This is a genomic window from Franconibacter helveticus LMG 23732 (assembly GCF_000463115.2).
Taxonomy (GTDB): domain Bacteria; phylum Pseudomonadota; class Gammaproteobacteria; order Enterobacterales; family Enterobacteriaceae; genus Franconibacter; species Franconibacter helveticus.
Window position 1 is genome coordinate 152,436 of sequence record NZ_AWFX01000054.1, and the last position, 13,802, is coordinate 166,237.

The 13,802-nt window shown below is 55.4% G+C and carries 13 protein-coding genes and 1 tRNA gene; 7 read left to right on the forward strand and 7 right to left on the reverse strand.

What is annotated here, in order from left to right; all coding sequences use genetic code 11:
• Nucleotides 1-25: 25 nt before the first annotated feature.
• From DW56_RS18700 to DW56_RS22645, 3 genes are all read right to left on the reverse strand, one after another.
• Nucleotides 26-2,425 carry a phosphoketolase family protein gene (locus DW56_RS18700; protein ID WP_024551779.1) on the reverse strand — a complete coding sequence of 800 codons (2,400 nt, stop codon included), beginning with the start codon at nucleotides 2,423-2,425 and terminating at the stop codon, nucleotides 26-28.
• A 161-nt stretch (nucleotides 2,426-2,586) separates the two neighbouring features.
• Nucleotides 2,587-2,661: transfer RNA gene (locus DW56_RS18705), tRNA-OTHER, on the reverse strand.
• Between the two features lie 465 nt (nucleotides 2,662-3,126).
• Nucleotides 3,127-3,267: a hypothetical protein gene (locus tag DW56_RS22645; protein ID WP_159102093.1), complete on the reverse strand. Its 141-nt coding sequence runs from the start codon at nucleotides 3,265-3,267 to the stop codon at nucleotides 3,127-3,129.
• A 295-nt stretch (nucleotides 3,268-3,562) separates the two neighbouring features.
• Between DW56_RS22645 and DW56_RS18715 the strand changes: the two genes are divergently transcribed.
• Entirely contained in the window at nucleotides 3,563-4,513 is a 951-nt protein-coding gene (locus DW56_RS18715) for a VirK/YbjX family protein (protein WP_024551777.1), read from the forward strand.
• 45 nt (nucleotides 4,514-4,558) lie between these two features.
• On the opposite strand, the gene DW56_RS18720 is transcribed toward DW56_RS18715, so the two are convergent.
• Nucleotides 4,559-5,431, reverse strand: a complete 873-nt coding sequence (locus DW56_RS18720) for a LysR family transcriptional regulator (RefSeq protein WP_024551776.1) — start codon at nucleotides 5,429-5,431, stop codon at nucleotides 4,559-4,561.
• 99 nt (nucleotides 5,432-5,530) lie between these two features.
• On the opposite strand from DW56_RS18720, the gene DW56_RS18725 reads away from it, so the two are divergent.
• Complete coding sequence (locus DW56_RS18725; protein WP_024551775.1) at nucleotides 5,531-5,995, forward strand: multidrug/biocide efflux PACE transporter; 465 nt, start codon at nucleotides 5,531-5,533, stop codon at nucleotides 5,993-5,995.
• Between the two features lie 39 nt (nucleotides 5,996-6,034).
• On the opposite strand, the gene DW56_RS18730 is transcribed toward DW56_RS18725, so the two are convergent.
• The 3 genes from DW56_RS18730 to icd form a co-directional block, all read right to left on the reverse strand.
• Entirely contained in the window at nucleotides 6,035-6,295 is a 261-nt protein-coding gene (locus DW56_RS18730; RefSeq protein WP_024551774.1) for a DUF2534 family protein, read from the reverse strand.
• 121 nt (nucleotides 6,296-6,416) lie between these two features.
• Nucleotides 6,417-6,668: a hypothetical protein gene (locus DW56_RS18735; protein ID WP_024551773.1), complete on the reverse strand. Its 252-nt coding sequence runs from the start codon at nucleotides 6,666-6,668 to the stop codon at nucleotides 6,417-6,419.
• Between the two features lie 409 nt (nucleotides 6,669-7,077).
• The gene (icd, locus tag DW56_RS18740) at nucleotides 7,078-8,328 is read right to left on the reverse strand and encodes an NADP-dependent isocitrate dehydrogenase (RefSeq protein ID WP_024551772.1); all 1,251 of its coding nucleotides are present in this window, start codon (nucleotides 8,326-8,328) and stop codon (nucleotides 7,078-7,080) included.
• 115 nt (nucleotides 8,329-8,443) lie between these two features.
• On the opposite strand from icd, the gene rluE reads away from it, so the two are divergent.
• From rluE to hflD, 5 genes are all read left to right on the forward strand, one after another.
• Nucleotides 8,444-9,097 carry a 23S rRNA pseudouridine(2457) synthase RluE gene (rluE, locus tag DW56_RS18745; protein WP_071789718.1) on the forward strand — a complete coding sequence of 218 codons (654 nt, stop codon included), beginning with the start codon at nucleotides 8,444-8,446 and terminating at the stop codon, nucleotides 9,095-9,097.
• Between the two features lie 27 nt (nucleotides 9,098-9,124).
• Entirely contained in the window at nucleotides 9,125-9,574 is a 450-nt protein-coding gene (locus tag DW56_RS18750) for an NUDIX hydrolase (RefSeq protein ID WP_024551770.1), read from the forward strand.
• Between the two features lie 300 nt (nucleotides 9,575-9,874).
• Nucleotides 9,875-11,824 (forward strand): methyl-accepting chemotaxis protein, encoded by a 1,950-nt coding sequence (locus DW56_RS18755; RefSeq protein WP_024551769.1) that lies wholly within the window; start codon nucleotides 9,875-9,877, stop codon nucleotides 11,822-11,824.
• A 191-nt stretch (nucleotides 11,825-12,015) separates the two neighbouring features.
• Entirely contained in the window at nucleotides 12,016-13,137 is a 1,122-nt protein-coding gene (mnmA, locus tag DW56_RS18760) for a tRNA 2-thiouridine(34) synthase MnmA (protein WP_324606303.1), read from the forward strand.
• Nucleotides 13,138-13,167: 30 nt separating this feature from the next.
• Complete coding sequence (gene hflD, locus DW56_RS18765; RefSeq protein WP_024551768.1) at nucleotides 13,168-13,797, forward strand: high frequency lysogenization protein HflD; 630 nt, start codon at nucleotides 13,168-13,170, stop codon at nucleotides 13,795-13,797.
• Nucleotides 13,798-13,802 lie beyond the last annotated feature (5 nt).

The following is a 13,802-nucleotide window of genomic DNA, read 5'->3' on the forward strand; positions in this document are numbered from 1 at the left end:
CAGGGCATGCCTGGCTTACTCTGCCTTACTCTGGCGCGCCGCCGCTACCCTGCTGTGAGGGCCATTTCCAGCCGCGAACTTCCGGTAAATCCTCGCCGTACTCACGCACGTAAGCGTGGTGCGCGGCGATTTTCTCCTGCAATTCATCCAGAATGGCGTCTGCCTTACCCTGCAATTTCGCCACCCGCAAAATCGCTTCCTGGGCCAGATGGAAGCGGTCCAGCTCGTTCATCACGGTCATGTCAAAGGGCGTGGTAGTCGTCCCCTCTTCCATAAAGCCGCGCACATGGAAATTTCGGTGATTATTACGCAGATAAGTTAAGCGATGGATAAGGCTGGGGTAGCCGTGAAACGCGAAGATAACCGGCTTATCCTGCGTAAAGAGGTTATCAAACGCCTCTTCGCTCAGGCCGTGCGGGTGATGCTCTTTCGTTTGCAGCGCCATGAGATCCACCACGTTAACGACCCGTACGCGCAGGTCCGGCAGATAATTACGCAGCAGATCCACGGCGGCCAGCGTCTCCATGGTAGGCACGTCGCCCGCGCAGGCCATTACCACATCCGGCTCCTGGCCCGGCTGTTCATTTCCTGCCCAGGGCCAGATGCCCATCCCCACTTCGCAATGTTTCGCCGCCTCTTCCATCGTCAGCCACTGCGGCTCTGGCTGTTTACCTGCCACGATAACATTGATGCGATCCCAGGTTTTCAGACAGTGGTCAGCCACCCACAGCAGCGTATTCGCATCGGGCGGCAGATAAATGCGCACGATATCCGCTTTTTTATTGGCGACATGGTCCATGAACCCTGGGTCCTGGTGGCTGTAGCCGTTGTGATCCTGACGCCAGACGTGCGAGGAAAGCAGGTAAGTGAGCGAGGAGACCGGTTTGCGCCATGGCAGCTTGCGCGTCACCTTCAGCCATTTCGCATGCTGGTTGAACATGGAGTCGACAATGTGAATAAACGCTTCATAGCAGTTAAACAAGCCATGACGACCGGTTAACAGATAGCCCTCAAGCCAGCCCTGACACTGGTGCTCGCTCAGGATTTCCATTACGCGGCCATCCGGCGAGAGTTGTTCATCGTAAGGTTTAACCGGCTCCTGCCAGGTGCGGCTGGTGACTTCAAATACGTTGCTCAGACGGTTGGAGGCGGTTTCATCCGGGCCGAAGAGGCGGAAGTTATCCGGGTTGCGCGTAAAAATGTCGCGCAGGTAGCTGCCGAGCACTTCTGTCGACTGGACCTGCGGCTCGCCAGGGGTGGTAATTTCCACGGCGTAATCGCTGATAGCCGGCGTTTGCAGTTCGCGGCGAAGCCTGCCGCCATTGGCATAAGGGGTGGCTCCCATACGTTTATCGCCCGCAGGCGCGAGCGCCCGTAGCTCAGGTTTCAGTCTGCCCTGCTCATCGAAAAGATCGTCAGGGTTATAGCTGCGCATCCAGTTTTCCAGGATCTGCCGGTGTTCGTCGTTTTCACGGCATGAAGCGACAGGCACCTGATGGGCGCGCCAGAAATCTTCCACCTTTTTGCCGTCTACCGTTTGCGGCCCGGTCCAGCCTTTTGGGCTGCGTAAAATAATCATTGGCCAGCGCGGGATAGCCTGCGCCTCGCCGCCGCTGCGCGCCTGCTGCTGGTAGCGGCGGATTTTATCCAGCGCCTGGTCCAGGGTTTGCGCCATGAGCTGGTGCATTTTTTCCGGCTCATGCCCGCTGACAAACAGCGGCTCGTAGCCATATCCGCTGAAAAGCTGTTGCAGATCTTCATCACTGGCGCGGCCAAGGAGAGTCGGGTTGGCAATCTTGTAACCGTTAAGATGAAGAATGGGTAACACGGCGCCATCACGCGCGGCGTTAAGGAATTTAATTCCGTGCCAGCTTGACGCCAGCGGCCCGGTTTCCGCCTCGCCATCGCCTATGACGCAGGCGGCGATGAGATCCGGATAGTCAAATACCGCGCCGAAAGCATGCGAAAGCGAATAACCCAGCTCGCCCCCTTCGTTGATGGAACCTGGCGTTTCCGGCGCGGCGTGGCTCGGAATGCCGCCGGGGAAGGAGAATTGCTTAAACAGCTTTTGCATGCCCTGGGCATCTTCGCTGATATCCGGGTAAATTTCGCTGTAGCTTCCTTCAAGCCAGGTGTTTGCCACCATACCCGGCCCGCCGTGGCCTGGCCCGCAGATGTAAATCATCTCAAGATCGCGGCTGCGAATGACCCGGTTAAGGTGCGCGTAAATAAAATTCAGCCCGGGCGTGGTTCCCCAGTGGCCAAGCAGGCGCGGCTTGATATGCTCCGGGCGCAGCGGTTCGCGCAGCAGCGGGTTGTCCATCAGGTAAATCTGTCCAACAGAAAGGTAGTTGGCGGCGCGCCAGTAACGGTCGAGCAGCGCCAGCTCTTCATTAATGGCTGTTTGAGACGTTGGTTGCGTCATGCTTTCCCTCCGGTGATGGTGATGCACATCTGGAACAAAACGTTCCTGCGCAATCAGTACTGCTTTAACCCTAATAGAAGATTGGAGGTGTGGCGAAAAAATGGCTGAGATTCAGGGGGGCGCTCAGGGGGCGAAGGGGCTGACAAGGCGTGTGGGCAAAATGGTCCGCCGACGAGGACTCGAACCTCGCACCTCTGTTAGTCAACAGTGGCTCTTACCTGATGAGCTATCGGCGGAGAGAATTGTGCATAACTGAAATTAAGCGACGTGCGTAAATAATGTTAAAAGCAAACTATGCGCTGTGACGCTGAAATAGCCGTTGTTAACCGGGCCGAGATAAAGTTAAGCATGTCTGATAAAAGCCAAAAGCGCAAATCCGTCATTTATTATCTTTTTGCAACGTTTTAAATCTCTACAAACTTTTATGAATGTACAAATTCGCGGTTATTATTTGTGCAACAAAAATCAACAGAGAAAAAAAACCCGCCTGAACAGGCGGGTGTGAATACCAGGAATAATTCGAAACAAGAGAGGAAAACCGACAAAATAAACATAGTCAGATATGAATTAAGATTCAACACTTAACGCAAATTAATGTAATAACTATAAGTTATTTTAAACTGTGCTGACATCTTTCTCCTTTTATTAATACTGTCTGCATCCTGAAAGACGACAGCAGCAGGCCATCTGCAATGCCGTGTTCAGCGCTGCGGGCGACGAAAGCCAGGCCCTGGCACAAGCCGACAGACCACGGTTGCGGCAGGAGACGCCCGGGCGGGTTCCGGCTGAAAGTAAGTCAACAAAATCCCTCTGGCTTCCACAATAGTAAATAAAAAAGCCATTGGTTTACCTTTTGTTTATACGAACAGACTAAAAAGATGGTAATAGCGCTGAAGTTAATCTCCTTTTTATTCAAAAAGAAACTCATCGCTGCAAACATATAAATATAACGCCTTGTTTTGAAAGCAATTTCAAATGCAAAATAAAGACCACGGCGCATTCACCAAAAAAATTAAGCCCCCGCCCGCCCCTGTTTTTAAATAAAAGCTAAACAGCTTTTATTAATATCCCGGCAGTGATTACCTGCCCGTTTTTACATCCTTATAATAAAAATAAAACGACTTCAGGATAACGATTTTGACAGACACCAACCTGCCTTTTTCATGCGATCCACAGCCGCGTGAGCACCTCATCGCCTCGTTGATCACCGGTAAATTTGTTCCAGGGCCTGTCTGGAGCAAGTGGGATTACCGGCTGAAATTTTTTCTTCGCACGCTGCTGTTTTACCCTTCCACGCGCAGGATGCTTTCTGGCCTGGCCGGGCGGGCAGACTTCGGGCAACTGTTGCAGTCCCAGGTTACCTTGCCGGGCAAGACCCACCGGCTTTATCTGGCGCGGGGCCTGTCCGCCGGCCAGCGCGCGGACGCCATTGTGAGCCATTATCAGTTCATTGCCACCCTGGCGACGCCGCTTGCCAGCGCTTTTACCGCAATGGAAGAGACGCCATTGCTGCATTTACAGGGCAAGGAAGAGACGCAGTTCACCCTGTACGCCTCCTGCGCCAGGAAAGCGGAACGCGAAGGCGAATGCACGCTCTGGCTGCGGGACGGCAGCCAGACGCTGCTCGCCAGCCTGACATTCAGCGTAACGGGCGGGCTGAATCAATGGCGAATCGTTATCGGCGGGTTGCAGGGGCCGCGGCGCAACGTCACCCATGATGCGATTAAGCAGGCAACGCGCGCCTGCTATGGCCTGTTCCCTAAACGCATACTGATGGAATTTCTCTGGCTGCTGGCCGCCCGAACGGGCATTGGCGCGATAGATGGCGTGAGCAATCGCGGCCATGTTTTTCAGGCGCTGCGCTACCGGCTCAGCAAAGCTCGTCATTTTCATGCCAGTTACGATGAATTCTGGGCTTCTGTAGAGGGCGTACGCGATGGCGCTTATCGCTGGCGGTTGCCGCTGCAACTGGAGAGAAAAACGCTGGAGAGTATTCCCAGCAAAAAACGGGCGGAGTATCGCCGACGCTTTCAGCTGCTCGACGAGATGGCTTTGCAGGTCGACGGGCTGAGCGGCAGCCAGCGCTGATTGTCACCCTTTACTTTGCGCTCGCCGCGTAAAGCTGCGCCAGGGTCAGGCAGGGTTTTCTGCTGTCAGATACTGTCGCAGCCACCTTCCCGCCGCGCCAGGCGGCGTTCGCTTGTTCCAGAGCAGATCGATGGATAAGGCGCGCGGCCAGCCCGGCACGGGCAAAGTCACAAGGCTGCCCGGCGGCGCAAACTCATCAACCAGCGCGCAAGGCAACATGCACCAGCCGTGCCCCTGCACCGCCATACTTAACAGCAACAGATAATTGGGCGCCGACCACACCGGCCCGCGGCAGACGTTATCGGGCCGTTCAAGATAGGTGTTTAGCTGTAATTCGCGCCAGGCATGCAGCTCATCAAAAGTCAGCTGCTGGCGCTGCGCCAGCGGATGACCGCAGGCGGCATAAATCCCCATGCGGGTTTGTCGCGGCAACCGGCTAAAACCAATATCGACCGGATAAGACGATCTCGCCTCTGTTAAACCGATCTGCGCGCGCCCTTTTTGTATCAAATCGATAACGTCTTCATCTTCGCCGATCAGGCATTCAAACTCCGTATGCGGAAACGCCTCATCGAAGCGGGCCAGCAGGTTTTCCAGCACTTTGGGATCCAGCGTATCGGAAAGGACAAACGACAACCGCGGCTCCGTCTCGCCAGATAACGAGACCGCCAGCGCATCGAGCCGCTCGCTGGCGGCAAGAATGGCCTGAACGTAGCCAAAAACCTGGTGCCCCTGTTCAGTCAGCACGGGTTGCCTGGCCGAGCGGTCAAATAACGTCACGCCGAGATCGGTTTCCAGGTTGGCTATGGCTGTACTGACGGTGGACTGGCTTTTTCGCAGCCTGCGCGCCGCTGCGGAAAACGATCCTGCGGCGACGGTTTCAACAAAGGCCGTTAACGCTTCCGGTGAGTAACGCATGAAGTATCGCTTTTATCGATGGAACCTCACTTCAGGTTATCACCATTGCCGATAGAATTCACAGCTTGTGGTCTATTACCGAGTGAAGGCAGACAAAATATGCACGCTACCGAACCCGAAAAACGCTCCCTGGCAGAACGCCTTTTTCACGCAATCTGTTTTGAAGGCATCGCCACCCTCATACTTGCCCCTGCCACCGCCTGGCTGATGGGCCGCCAGGTGATGGAAATGGGCGGCCTTACCATTTTGCTGGCGACCGCCGCCATGATCTGGAATGTAATCTACAACGCGCTATTCGACCGGCTCTGGCCCGCGCATCGCGTAACGCGCACGGCGAAAGTCCGGGCGTTGCATGCCGTCGGCTTTGAAGGCGGTTTTATTACTATTGGCGTCACTCTGGCGGCTTTCTATCTGGGTATTAGCTTCGCAGCCGCGTTTGTGCTGGAGATTGGCTTTATTCTTTTCTTCCTGCCTTACACCATGCTTTATAACTGGGCCTATGACATGCTGCGGGCTCGCCTGGTCGGGCAGCGGAAAGCGGCGAAAAAAAACGTTACGGCATAAAGTAAAAGGGCGCCATTGCAGCGCCCTTTTCTCCCGGCTTTACCCGCGATCGTCTTTCGGCCCCAGAAAATAGAAAGCGAAGGGCAACGAGGTAATAAAGGTAAAGACGATGGTGTAAATCAACACCCATGCGCCCTGCATAATAAACATGGTATGCGTCCATTTCTCCATTGGCAGATTGTATTGATCCACCACACCCTGAAACGTGACTCTTGAAATAACCGTCAGCGCGATCAGAAACAGAATAACCGCCGCTGCAATAAATTTTTTCCCGTCACGGGTGCGAAGTTTTTCCAGCATGAAGATCTCCGGGTTGAGGCTTTTGAAAGGTTATCAAAAGGTATTATTTCAGGCGGGTTGCGCCTTGCTGATTCTGGCCCGATGGTAACCTTTTTCAGGCGAAGTTTTAAACGCGGCGGCCTTAATGCTTCGCTTGCGGGGAATTGCCTTTATCCAGGTTCTGCAAAGCGTCGAGCTGTTTTTGTAGTTCTGAAATCAGGGCTTCGACCATTTCAGGAGGAAAGGCGAAAAACTGCGATCGATGTTCCGTGCCATTGCCCGCAGCCGAATGGGTAAGGTAGGTGAGTTTGAGAGCGAGTGCGTGGTAGCCGGGCAGAGGGCCCGCTTTCCAGTGCGTGACCGGAAAGACAGAAGTATGATCTTTAAGCGCCATGTAAAAACCTTAGTGGGCAGGAAAAGAGAAAGATTAACCGAATCCCTGCGGTTGAAATAACGGCTAAATCATACACCAACGCTAACAATTATTTAAGCTAACAAAAATTGTAGGGGTTAAATCCTGTGATGCCAGTCCGTATTTTTATGCAACAGATGCCAGCATGAGCCGCGCTTTGCAACCTGTTGTTTCGACCGGGCCAGGCCCGGAGAACTAACGCGGGAGTGTATTCGTCAACAGCGCTTTTATCGTGCGTGTTTGCTGCTACTTCCCTTTCACTTAGCGCTAAGCGCGCCGGGTTGAAACGGGCGCAGGCTTACCCTCTTTTGATAAACCCCTGATGAGAAGAATTAGCCATAAAAAAACGGGAGCGCGATGGCTCCCGTTCTTCTTTAACCCGCCAAGCGGATTACATGTTCGCGATGATCGCGTCGCCAAACTCTGAACATTTCAGCAGTTTAGCGCCTTCCATCAGACGCTCGAAGTCATAGGTCACGGTCTTGTTGTTGATAGCGCCTTCCATACCTTTAACGATAAGGTCAGCCGCTTCGAACCATTCCATATGACGCAGCATCATTTCTGCGGACAGGATGATTGAACCCGGGTTGACTTTGTCCTGGCCTGCGTATTTCGGCGCGGTGCCGTGGGTCGCTTCGAACAGCGCGCATTCGTCGCCGATGTTTGCGCCCGGGGCGATACCGATACCGCCAACCTGCGCCGCCAGGGCGTCGGAAATATAGTCGCCATTCAGGTTCATACAGGCGATAACGTCATACTCCGCCGGGCGCAGCAGGATCTGTTGCAGGAAGGCGTCAGCAATCACGTCTTTGACGACGATTTCTTTGCCGGTGTTCGGGTTTTTGATTTTCACCCACGGGCCGCCGTCGATCAGCTCGCCGCCGAACTCTTCGCGAGCCAGCTGGTAGCCCCAGTCTTTAAAGGCGCCTTCGGTGAACTTCATGATGTTGCCTTTGTGCACCAGCGTCACAGAATCACGATCGTTGGTGATCGCGTATTCAATCGCCGCGCGCACCAGGCGCTTAGTGCCTTCTTCAGAGCACGGCTTAATGCCGATGCCGCAATGTTCCGGGAAGCGAATTTTCTTCACGCCCATCTCATCGCGCAGGAATTTAATGACTTTGTCCGCTTCGGCGCTGTCTGCTTTCCACTCGATGCCCGCGTAAATATCTTCGGAGTTTTCACGGAAGATAACCATGTCGGTCAGTTCCGGGTGTTTTACCGGGCTTGGGGTGCCCTGGTAGTAACGCACCGGGCGCAGGCAGACGTACAGATCCAGCTCCTGGCGCAGGGCCACGTTCAGGGAGCGAATGCCGCCGCCAACAGGCGTAGTCAGCGGGCCTTTAATCGCTACGCGATATTCACGAATCAGATCCAGGGTTTCCTGCGGCAGCCAGACATCCTGGCCGTAAACGGTGGTCGACTTCTCACCGGTGTAAATTTCCATCCAGGAAATTTTACGCTCGCCCTTGTAAGCCTTCTCAACCGCGGCGTCCACGACTTTCAGCATGGCCGGCGTTACGTCCACACCGATGCCATCCCCTTCGATAAAAGGAATAATCGGGTTATTGGGAACATTCAGCTTGCCGTTTTGCGCTGTGATCTTCTGACCTTCCGCCGGAACAACTACTTTGCTTTCCATTCACCTCTCCTTCGAGCGCTACTGGTTGTGACTCATTTTGTTAATGATTTGTAATAGGCGTGTCAATACTAACTCAATGTCGTGCCCCATGCCACGCTATTGTGATTCCGCTATAATGCGGCAATCCATAACATCTGAAAATAGTATGCAAAAAACTTCTTCGAAAAATCACCAGCTTAAGCGTTTCAGCAACCGTAAAGCCGGCAGACAGCGCCAGCCCGAGGGGCCAAAGCGGCTTATTTTGTTCAATAAACCTTATGACGTACTGCCGCAGTTTACCGATGAGGCCGGCCGGCAAACGCTGAAGGATTTTATCCCTGTGCCGGGCGTTTATGCTGCAGGCCGCCTCGATCGCGACAGCGAAGGGTTGCTGGTGTTAACAAACGACGGCGCGTTGCAGGCGAAACTGACGCAGCCTGGCAAGCGTACCGGCAAAATCTATTACGTGCAGGTGGAAGGCGAACCGACGCAAGAGGCGCTGAGCGCCCTGAGAAACGGTGTTACGCTTAACGACGGCCCCACCCTGCCCGCAGGCGTTGAGCTTGTCGCCGAGCCGCACTGGCTGTGGCCGCGCAACCCGCCGATACGTGAGCGTAAAGCCATTCCCACCGCCTGGCTTAAAATAACGCTTTACGAAGGGCGTAACCGCCAGGTGCGAAGAATGACCGCCCACGTAGGTTTTCCGACGCTGCGCCTGATTCGCTACGCCATGGGCGAGTATACGCTGGACAACCTCGCCAACGGCGACTGGCGCGAAGTCGCGCTCTGAAAGGGCTCTCTGAAAAAGGAAATGTGAATGTTTAAACCTCATGTCACCGTCGCGTGCGTTGTGCATGCGAAAGGCAAATTTCTTGTTGTTGAGGAAACCATTAACGGCAAAGCGCTGTGGAACCAGCCTGCGGGCCATCTGGAAGCAGATGAAACCCTGGTGGACGCGGCGCGGCGCGAACTCTGGGAAGAGACAGGCATTACCGCCGAGCCGCAGCATTTTTTACGGCTTCATCAGTGGATTGCGCCAGACAATACCCCTTTCCTGCGCTTTCTGTTCAGCCTTGAACTGGAAGATGTCCTCCCTACCCAACCGCATGACAGCGATATTGACTGCTGCCGCTGGGTAAGCGCGGACGAAATCCTTAACGCCGCTAACCTGCGCTCGCCGCTGGTGGCAGAAAGCATTCGCACCTGGCAGCAAGGCGAGCGTTATCCGCTTTCTGTTATCGGCGCGTTTAACTGGCCCTTTGGCTAATGCTTTCGCCGTGACGGGGCGTTGAACGCCCTGTTCTGGCTTTTTTGTTGCCCGGCGAAATATTTAACCCCAGCTAAACCTGCTATCCATATCCGCTACATTTAGCGCTTTTATTTGCTACCGGCGCATTGCCCTGCGTTTGCCTGCTGCTTTCCCCGCAAAAAGCCCCTTTTTCCGCCGCTCACCGCCACCCTGCGCTCGCTAAAGAACAAAAAATCACCGCCGATAGAAAAGTGACATGGAGGCGATGACTGATAAGGAACGGAAATAATTTTGTCGGGTTTACCCTGAGGAGCCGTGATGGCCAGACCGTTTGTTTTAAAAAAAATGAGTACACGGGCGCAGATGTTGTGGACAGGCGCTTTAACCATCACGCTGGGTTTTGTGGTGACTATCGGGGTACTGAGCTGGCAATCCAGCGCCGAGCAAAAAACATTAGCTGAAAGTTATTTACAGCAAATTGCCCGCAGCGAAGCGCTTAAAATTCAACAGGAACTTAATTACGCCCGCGATGTGGCGCACAATCTTGGCCATAGCATGGCGGCTTTGCCTCGCGCTGGCATAACCGACCGCAATGTCGCTAATAAACTGCTGGAATCCGCGCTGCGCGATAATCCCGACTACCTTTCCGTGTCGGTTATTTTTGAAGAAAACGCTTTTGACGGGCGCGATGCGGAGTTTGCTGATAAACCCGACCAGGCGCCGAAGGGCCGCTACGCCTTCTTTGTAGACCACGACCAGGCGGGCGCCTATAACTTTCACCCCCTGCTCTCTTACTCGACGCCCGGACAGGGCGATTATTATCTGATCCCGCAAAAGACCCAAAAAGATACCCTGATCGAGCCTTACAGCTACCCCTACAATGGCGTGCCGACGCTGCTCACCTCTGTAGCGTCGCCCATCGTAAACGAAGGCCAGTTGCAGGCGGTAGTAACCGCCGATATTTCACTGGCCTCGTTACAGAAAAAAGTGAATCAAATTAAACCCTGGGAAGGCGGCGGCTACGCCGTGCTGCTCTCCAGCGCCGGTAAGGTTATCTCCTCGCCCGACGCCAGCCTCACCAGCAAAGCTTTTCCTGGCGATACCGCCGGTTTTAGCCGCAACGTTACCGAACGACCCGATCCTGTGCTTGGCGAAGAGGCATTGAGCACCTGGCAGCCGGTGAGCATTGGCAACAGTACGGATAGCTGGTATCTGGGCATTGTGGCGCCGGTAAGCCAGGTCATGGCGGCCGCTAACCAACAGCTCAGAAACGCCATTATCATGATGGTGGTAAGCATCCTGCTGGTCAGCGCGCTACTGGGGATTGTCTTTAGCCGTAAAGTGCTTAAACCGCTCGGCGGCGAACCGCGTGAAGCGGCCACCATCGCGCTGGCGGTGGCGGAGGGCAAACTGGACAACGCGATAACGATTAAGACCGGCGACCAGGGCAGCCTGTTTTATGCGCTGCACACCATGCAGGCGCAACTGCGCCAGATTGTCGGGCAGATCAAAGCGGCCAGCAGTTCGGTTCGCGAAGGCGCAAGCGAAATTGTCAGCGGCAACATTAACCTCTCCTCCCGCACCGAACAGCAGGCGGCCGCGCTGGAACAGACCGCCGCCAGCATGGAGCAGATCAGCGCTACCGTGAAACACAACGCCGCTAACGCCCACCAGGCTACGGCGCTGACGGCGAACGCTACCCGCATAGCCAGCCGCGGCGAAGCGCTGGTAGGCCAGGCAGTGCAGACCATGGCGCAAATAGACGACAGCGCGAAGAAGATTAGCGATATCACCACCATGATCAACAGCATCGCATTTCAGACCAATATCCTGGCGCTTAACGCGGCGGTGGAAGCGGCGCGCGCAGGCGAACAGGGCCGCGGTTTCGCCGTGGTGGCTTCTGAGGTTCGCAATCTGGCTCAGCGCAGCGCCAGTGCAGTAAAAGAGATCGCCGCGCTGATTGAAGAATCCAGCCTGCGGGTGGAAAACGGCGTTCAACTGGTTAACGACGCCGGTAAAACCATGCAGGAGATGACCCAGGCGGTGCAGTCGGTGCAAACGATTATTGGCGAAATCGTCAGCGCCTCGGATGAACAGGCTAAAGGCATCAGCCAGGTGACAATCGCCGTTAATGAAATGGACGGCGTTACCCAGCAAAACGCCGCGCTGGTGCAACAGATGGCCGCCGCCGCCAGCTCGCTTGACGCGCAAGCCCGCCAGCTTGGGCAAACCGTTGAGCAGTTCTCGCTTGAGGAGCGCTACGCCTAACAGCCCGGCGGGGATCGTTCTGCGGTTCCCGCCGCCGCATTCCTTCACCTTTTCCCGCTTTATCCGCCAATACACAATTGGCAATTGTTGCCGCTAAGTTGCTTAATTTCGCCTGCGCGGGCCCGGCGGCATGCTCAGGGGGTGTCTGCGCCGCCAGTGCGTGTTAGAATACGCCGCCTTTGTTTCAAGTCGTGAGTGGTGCAATGTCTGATAATAGCCTGAAAAAAGTGATCGTCGGGATGTCCGGCGGCGTTGATTCCTCCGTTTCCGCCTTCCTGCTGCAACAGCAGGGCTATAAGGTGGAAGGCCTGTTCATGAAGAACTGGGAAGAGGATGATGGCGAGGAATACTGCACCGCCGCCGCCGACCTTGCCGACGCGCAGGCGGTGTGCGACAAGCTCGGCATTGAACTGCACACGGTGAACTTCGCCGCAGAATACTGGGATAACGTGTTTGAGCATTTTCTCGCGGAATACAAAGCGGGACGCACGCCGAACCCGGATATCCTCTGCAACAAAGAGATCAAATTCAAAGCCTTTCTGGAGTTCGCCGCCGAAGACTTAGGCGCGGATTATATCGCGACCGGTCACTACGTGCGTCGCGCGGATGTCGACGGTAAAAGCCGTCTGCTGCGCGGTCTCGACGGCAATAAAGATCAAAGCTACTTCCTCTATACGCTCGGCCATGAGCAAATCGCCCAAAGCCTGTTCCCCGTTGGCGAACTGGAAAAGCCGGAGGTGCGCCGCATCGCCGAAGATCTGGGGCTTATCACCGCAAAGAAAAAAGACTCCACCGGCATCTGCTTTATCGGCGAGCGTAAATTCCGCGAATTCCTTGGCCGCTATCTGCCGGCTCAGCCTGGCAAAATAATCAGCGTTGACGGCGATGAAATCGGCGAGCACCAGGGACTGATGTACCACACGCTCGGCCAGCGCAAAGGGCTTGGCATCGGCGGCCTGAAAGATGGCGGCGAAGAGCCATGGTACGTGGTGGATAAAGACGTTGAGAACAACGTGCTTATCGTCGCGCAAGGCCACGACCACCCGCGCCTGATGTCTGTTGGGCTTATCGCTCAGCAGTTGCACTGGGTAAGCCGCGAGCCGCTTACCGCTGAGCTGCGCTGCACGGTGAAAACGCGCTACCGTCAGACCGATATTCCCTGCATTATCCGCCCGCTTGACGACGAGCGCATTGAAGTGCGCTTTGACGAGCCGGTCGCCGCGGTAACGCCGGGCCAGTCCGCCGTCTTCTATCTTGGCGACGTCTGCCTTGGCGGCGGCATTATCGAACAGCGCCTGCCGCTGCCTTTGTAACCGGTAAACAGCGCACGTAAAGGAGGAAGTGTGGCGAAGAATTATTATGATATTACGCTGGCGCTGGCAGGCATCTGCCAGTCCGCCCGCCTGGTTCAGCAACTGGCGCATCAGGGACACTGCGACAGCGAAGCCATGCGCGTGTCGCTAAGCAGCGTTATCGACTTAAACCCGGCCTCAACCCTTGCGGTGTTTGGCGGCAATGAAGCGAACCTGCGCACCGGTCTTGAAACCCTTATCGGCGTGCTCAATGCCAGCAGCCGTCAGGGGCTAAGCGCTGAACTTACGCGCTACACCCTAAGCCTGATGGTGCTTGAGCGTAAGCTTGAGGGCAGCAAAGGCGCGATGGATACCCTGGGCGAGCGCATCGCCGGTCTCCAGCGCCAGCTTGATCATTTCGATCTCGAATCCGACACCCTGCTCAGCGCCATGGCGGGAATTTATGTCGACGTCATCAGCCCGCTCGGGCCGCGCATTCAGGTCACCGGTTCGCCCGCCGTACTGCAAAGCCCACAGGTGCAGGCGAAAGTGCGCGCCTGCCTGCTGGCGGGCATCCGCGCCGCCGTGCTCTGGCACCAGGTCGGCGGCGGCCGCCTGCAATTAATGTTTTCCCGTAGTCGTCTGGTGAACCAGGCGAAACAGATTCTTGCTCATTGTTAACCTCC